This window comes from Streptococcus castoreus DSM 17536 (assembly GCF_000425025.1).
GTDB lineage: Bacteria > Bacillota > Bacilli > Lactobacillales > Streptococcaceae > Streptococcus > Streptococcus castoreus.
In genome coordinates, this window is the sequence record NZ_AUKZ01000040.1 from 1 (window position 1) to 6,421 (window position 6,421).

Here is a 6,421-nt window from a genome sequence, read left to right on the forward strand (position 1 = left end):
TCAAAATAGCTCAATCGCTTAAGCGAAGCCGACAAACGATTCATAAGGTTGTAACTTTCCTAAAACAAGGAAAGTCAGCCAATGACTATTATCAGTTCTACAAGGCCAATAAATCTCGCTGTGGACGTCGTCAAGCTATTCTTTCTGATGATGAAAAGACCTTCATCCAAAGTTATCTGAAGCAAGATTGGAGCCTAGATGTGATTAAAGGGACCTTTCCAGACTGCATTTCTTATTCTATGAAAACCTTGTATCGTCTGGTAGATCGTGGGGGACTCAAGGCAGAGGAGATGCCTTGGAAAGGCAAACGGAGACCAAATGGTTATTCAGAGAAACGTGGGAAACAAGCTTTTCGACGTAATCTACGTGAGCGAGCCGAGAAATACCCTGACTTTGAGACAGAATTTGGTCATTTAGAAGGGGACACCATTGTCGGTAAGAACCATAAGAGTGCTGTTATCACCTTGGTAGAACGCTTATCTAAAGCCATCATTACCCTTCAAACAAATGGAAGAAAAGCTAGCGATGTCGAAACCTCTATTCATCGTTGGTTGGCTAGATTTCCAAAGCATGTGTTCAAGTCCATTACCTTTGATTGTGGCAAGGAATTTTCAAACTGGAAATCACTGTCCAATGCGCACGATATTGACATTTTCTTTACGGATCCTGGTTGTCCAGGTCAGCGTGGTCTCAACGAGCATTCGAATGGTCTCCTAAGAAGGCATGGTTTACCCAAACAAATGGACTTTAGTGGCATTTCTCAAGAAGTATTATCAGACATAGCTGATAAGAGGAACATAATCCCACGAAAATCCTTGGACTATAAAACACCCTACCAACTATTTCTGAGTCACATCATGATGTCCAACTTAATTTGACAATTTGAGTATATAAAAAAATAATATATATCAAAAATCACTAATTAAAATTAATAAGTTGACCAAAAAGCTAGGATTTTATATGATGAACATAAGGCTTAACGGAAAGATAACTAGGAAAATGTTATGGAAGAATTATTGAAACATTATCAAACAAAACCATTAGGAGAAGAAAAGCGCTACGCTGTTTTTTTACCTCTCATCGCTGTAAATGATGAATGGCATATCTTATATGAAGTCAAAAGCCAGCATATTTCTCAACCGGGTGATGTTTCTTTTCCAGGAGGACGAGTCGAAGACCACGAAACTCTCCAAGAAGCTGCTATTAGAGAAACAGTAGAGGAACTTAATGTTGAGGCTTCTCAAATTCATCTTTGGGGAGAAATTGATTATTTAGTTCAAGGTTCAAGAAGTATTCATTGTTTTGTCGGAGAATTAAACAATGATAATTGGAAAAAAATTCAAACCAACGAAGAAGTTGATAGACTCTTTACAGTTCCTTTAAACCGACTAAAAGCAGAAGATCCTGTTTATTACTGTCTAGAAGTTGATCCACTTAAATCATCAGATTTTCCCTTCGATCGGATTCATAATGGTCAGAATTATAAATTTAGTCAACATTCCCGTAGGATCCCTTTCTACGAGCATTTAGAAGAAACCATTTGGGGAATGACTGCCCAATTTACAAAATGTTTTATCGACATTTTGAAAAAAGCAGAGCAGGAAAAAGAAGTGCTACAATAGAAAACATTAATCAAGATTTATGATTCGATTGACTACGGTAGGCACTCTAGGAAAAGATTAAAACATCAAGTAAAAAAATCAGATCGATTAAAACATCGATCTGATTTTTAGTCTTGCCAAGAAATTAACAATTAATATTATTTATATTTTTCTTCAAGTTTACTCATCCAAAGACCTAACCAAATTCCTAATCCGAAAAAGATAATGGCTATTAGCCAAGTTCCTAGACCAGTACTAGCATAGGAGATAGATTCTTTGTTACCGCTGTTTGGGATAAGAATTAAGAGAGTACTTGACGACACAATACCGATAATGAAATGATAGACACGAGAATGATAATACGTTAAAGCAAAATCCATAGCTTTTGAAAAGGCAAGAATAGCTAAAATTCCCCCAATGGTAATTGGTAAGAAGGTTCCTATCAAGTCAAGTGATTTAAACCCAGCCAGCATGGGGGTGTAAAGACCTAGGATTAATAAAAGGTTGGATGGGCTAAGACCGGGAACTAAAATTCCTAAAGCGATTAGAGCACCTGCTAAGATAAAACTAAGAAAATTTGCCGGAATGGTTCCTACCAAATCATTGAGGAAATAAAGTCCGAACCCAGAAATCAAAAAGGTGCTAAGTAACCAAATTCTATCAGTTTTATCAGGTTTGGAGTGTTTGGTAGATTCTTTAATGAGACTTGGAATGGTTCCAACAATGGCACCTGCAAATCCCCACAGTACAATAACCTGAAAATGTTCCAGAAGAAATTCAACAGGGTAAGAAAAGAGAGCAATCCCTAAAATTCCTCCAATTCCTACAGGCAAAAAGAACAGAAAATTCTCTACAAAGTGATCACGAATATGTGCCAAAAATGAAATCATGCGTTCATAGATACCAAGTATAGCTGCTAAAACACCACCAGATACCCCAGGTAAAATAAAGCCAAGTGCAATAATCATGCCCTTAATTAGGCGCGTGATAAAGGAAATCATGTCATCCTCCTTGATAGTAGTTCTTATATTATACCATAGATTACGATTTGACCACCTTCTTTAGACAAGGAACTTTACAAGCGGTTGACAGTTCAGCTTAAAAAGAGTCATGTCAAAGATATTGATCACAAAAAATCCTTAAACCCTTTAAACTGAAATTGAAAGGAGGTCATACATGAACATCGGAAATCAGATTGCTCATTTTAGAAAAAAGCTAAAATGTCGCAAGAAGACTTTGCAGAAAAATCTATGTTTCTAGACAAACCATTTCGAACTGGGAAAATAACAAAACCTATCCCGATATTCAAAGTTTGATTACTCTCTCAAACCTTTTTCAAGTGACTTTAGGTCAATTAGTGGAAAGAGATTTTGAAGAAATGAAAAAGATGATCAAAACAGAAGACCGAAATCAATTAAAAAAGATGAATTATATATGACAATTGGATCCATTGTTCTAGCCATCACAGCATATCCACTCATACGATTTACGAGTTGGAAAGTCATAACTATTTGGTTAATGTTCTGTGCTGTTACCATGTTATGCATTACGCATTGAAACATTTAAGAAAAAATGATGTGCAAATCTACAAATAAATCCTTGCTATTTCCAAGAGATAAACCTTAGATAAGTATCAAGAACGTGAAGAAAAAGCGAAATATCCCTATAATAGTAATTGGCTTTATAGCCTTTTTCCTCTTCATTACTGCGATCGTAGGAGTTGGTTTAAACTTGTTCTTCTAAAAGTGGAAAATAGACCAATAACATAATTACTGGTCTATTAGTGTTTACTTGTTTTCATCAAGGTACGTACTCAAGAAGTGGACAGCTAAGCTATTTGGGAAAAGGATTTTCTTTGCTTCCCCATAACCATACCGTCATAGGCATCAATTTCATGGTTAATTTGAAAGTTACTGTCATCCTTGACAAGGACTGTAAAGTTACACCGAGTATATTGAAAGGTTCAAAGAAGCGCATATGATTAAAAATTTGACAGCACTAGCAAGCCTATTCTTCTTTTAGTCTCGAATTGTAGTTTCTTCAGTAGACTCTGCTCTGTTGACATAACCTGCAATAAGAATTTTCCAAGATCTTCCATGCTACCACATAAGTAGAATTTTTTGATTTGATTGATTAATCACAATTAAACTAACTACTACATTATAGATAAAATCAAAAGTGTTCGTAAGCTAATTCCTTTTTAATTAATTTTGTTCCGCAAATCTGATAAAAGTTATCCGTTGAGTGCCCCATGATAAAAGATTGTATTATAGAAAAAAATATTTTGAAACTATACAAAAACCCAATGAAAACTAAATTCATTAGGTTTATTTGTTTCAATTATTTCACTTCAGTAAAAGTTACATGTTTACGTAATTTTGGTGAGTATTTTTTTAATTGCAGACGATCTGGAGTATTACGTTTGTTTTTTGAAGTAAGGTACAAGCGTTCACCAGATTCTTTGTGTTCAAGTGTAATATTTACGCGCATGGTATCTCCCTTCTATTACTTAGCTTCGTTAGCTTTTGCGATTTTACGTCCTTTGTAGTACCCTTTAAGTGATACACGGTGAGAACGTGAGTAATCGCCTGTAGTTTCGTCGAATTGTACAGATGGAGCTGTCAATTTGTAGTGTGTACGACGTTTGTTCTTTTTAGCTTTTGACGTGTGACGTGCAGGAACTGCCATTTTTTTATCCTCCAATTAAGATACTAAGGGCGGTCTAAAGTGATAGAAGAACTGAAAAACATATCCTATTATTTCCAACAGATCTCGTCTATCAAAGCGTTTTGCCCGATTCATTTATTTTTTGTGTTATAGCTTTCGCCAACTCTAATATAGTAACACAACTTTTTTGTAAAGTAAAGTTACTTGACAAAATTTTGTGAAAAAGCGCTGCTATTCTACAAAAAAGCCCATAAAAGTGATAAAATAAAGACACTATTGAGAAAAGAAAGGAAGAGGTTCAACACGTTTTACTATTAAACTTCGGTTTAGTTTTTGAAGAAGAGGTATCATTTGTGTTCTACTAAAATGATGTTCTGCTTTAAAAGGAAACTTAGCTGCCTCTGTATTATGAAATGAAACTCCAAAAACCAAAAGGAACTCAGGATATTCTTCCTGTTGATGCTGCTAAATGGCAGTATTTAGAAACTGTCGCACGTGAGACCTTTAAACAATATAATTATGGCGAGATTCGCACACCGATGTTTGAACATTATGAGGTTATTTCACGTTCAGTAGGGGATACTACAGATATTGTGACCAAGGAAATGTATGATTTCTACGACAAGGGAAATCGTCATATTACCCTTCGTCCGGAAGGAACTGCACCAGTTGTCCGTTCTTATGTTGAAAATAAACTTTTTGCACCGGAAGTTCAAAAGCCAGTTAAGATGTACTATATTGGTTCAATGTTCCGTTATGAACGCCCTCAAGCTGGTCGCTTACGTGAATTTCACCAAATTGGAGTAGAATGTTTTGGTGCAACTAATCCAGCAATAGATGTTGAAACAATTGCTATGGCCTACCATTTGTTTGAAAAATTAGAGATTAAAAATGTTACTCTTCACCTAAACAGTTTAGGAAACCTAGCCAGTCGTTATGCTTATCGCCAAGCTTTAATTGATTACCTGACACCAATGCGTGAGAGCTTATCAAAAGACAGTCAGCGTCGCTTGGATGAAAACCCACTCCGTGTTCTTGATTCTAAAGAAAAAGAAGATAAAGCAGCGGTAGAAAATGCACCTTCTATCTTGGATTATTTAGACGAGGAAAGCCAAGCTCATTTTGATACGGTTTGTCGCATGCTTGAAGTACTCCAGATTCCTTATGTGATTGACACGAATATGGTACGCGGTCTTGACTACTATAATCACACCATTTTTGAATTTATTACATCTGTTGAAGATTCTGATTTAACCATTTGTGCTGGTGGTCGATATGATGGTTTAGTAAGTTATTTCAGTGGTCCAGAAACTCCTGGATTTGGATTTGGGTTAGGTTTAGAGCGCCTCTTATTAATTATTGAAAAGCAAGGCATTAAGCTTCCAATTGAGACAGAAATAGATGTTTACTTGGCTGTTTTAGGAAATACTGCTAATAGCAAAGCTTTAGAATTAATTCAGGCTATTCGCCGTCAGGGGTTTACAGCTGAACGAGATTATCTTGGTCGTAAGATTAAGCCCCAATTTAAATCAGCTGATGCTTTTAAAGCAAAACTTGTGATTTCTTTAGGAGAAAGTGAAGTTGAAACCGGTCAAGTTGTGATAAAAAACAACCAGACACGTAAAGAACTTCGTACGAGTTTTGAAGAGATTACAAGTAATTTTGCAGGTGTGTTGGAACAATTGTTAACATAAAGAAATAAGGTTGCTATCTAAAACCTCCATGATAAAAGTAGTAAGTTGGTTTCTATTCCGTAATGACATATCACAAGAGGCAGAAAAAAAGTTGCTTAACTTATAATTGAGTTAAACAACTTTTTTTATAGTAACTTATACTCAATTAAAATCAAAAATAGCCGATGTCCAATCTCTATGTACAATTGACTTGAGTTGAGCAGAAGATAAGTTTTGAATAACTTCCTGAAGTTTATCCATTACCGCACTTAGAGTTCTAAATACCTTATTCTTGAAACCACGTTTGCGAATCTCTGACCATACTTGTTCAATAGGGTTCATTTCAGGTGTATAGGGTGGAATGAAGGTGAATTCTATATTCTCAGGAATAGTTACTGTCTTAGATGTATGCCAGATGGCATTATCCATGACTAAAATAATGTAGTCATTTGGATAACTTGCTGATAGCTGGAGTAAAAA

At 35.6% G+C, this 6,421-nt stretch carries 8 protein-coding genes; 4 read left to right on the top strand and 4 right to left on the bottom strand.

The genetic code is table 11. The features are described from left to right. Both H346_RS0107965 and H346_RS0107970 read left to right on the top strand, forming a co-directional pair. Positions 1–878: IS30 family transposase (locus tag H346_RS0107965; protein ID WP_027970616.1), on the top strand; the 878-nt coding region annotated here is incomplete at its 5' end. A gap of 126 nt (positions 879–1,004) precedes the next feature. Next, positions 1,005–1,622, top strand: coding sequence for an NUDIX hydrolase (locus H346_RS0107970; RefSeq protein ID WP_027970617.1), 618 nt, complete (start codon positions 1,005–1,007; stop codon positions 1,620–1,622). Positions 1,623–1,759: 137 nt separating this feature from the next. Here H346_RS0107970 and H346_RS0107975 read toward each other — a convergent pair whose 3' ends face one another. Further along, positions 1,760–2,602, bottom strand: coding sequence for a DUF368 domain-containing protein (locus H346_RS0107975; RefSeq protein WP_027970618.1), 843 nt, complete (start codon positions 2,600–2,602; stop codon positions 1,760–1,762). Between the two features lie 266 nt (positions 2,603–2,868). On the opposite strand from H346_RS0107975, the gene H346_RS11100 reads away from it, so the two are divergent. After that, a complete protein-coding gene (locus H346_RS11100) occupies positions 2,869–3,039 on the top strand; it encodes a hypothetical protein (protein WP_425262082.1) in 171 nt (56 codons plus the stop codon). Positions 3,040–3,941: 902 nt separating this feature from the next. Here H346_RS11100 and rpmG read toward each other — a convergent pair. Together rpmG and rpmF are read right to left on the bottom strand one after the other, a co-directional pair. Further along, the gene (gene rpmG / locus H346_RS0107990; RefSeq protein WP_002982147.1) at positions 3,942–4,091 is read right to left on the bottom strand and encodes a 50S ribosomal protein L33; all 150 of its coding nucleotides are present in this window, start codon (positions 4,089–4,091) and stop codon (positions 3,942–3,944) included. 15 nt (positions 4,092–4,106) lie between these two features. Continuing rightward, on the bottom strand, positions 4,107–4,289 hold the full coding sequence (rpmF, locus tag H346_RS0107995; protein WP_000290414.1) for a 50S ribosomal protein L32: 183 nt from the start codon (positions 4,287–4,289) through the stop codon (positions 4,107–4,109). Between the two features lie 392 nt (positions 4,290–4,681). On the opposite strand from rpmF, the gene hisS reads away from it, so the two are divergent. After that, complete coding sequence (hisS, locus tag H346_RS0108000; protein WP_027970619.1) at positions 4,682–5,962, top strand: histidine--tRNA ligase; 1,281 nt, start codon at positions 4,682–4,684, stop codon at positions 5,960–5,962. 141 nt (positions 5,963–6,103) lie between these two features. Here hisS and H346_RS0108005 read toward each other — a convergent pair. Beyond that, positions 6,104–6,421 (bottom strand): transposase (locus H346_RS0108005; protein ID WP_027970620.1); only part of this gene is annotated, 318 nt, incomplete at its 5' end.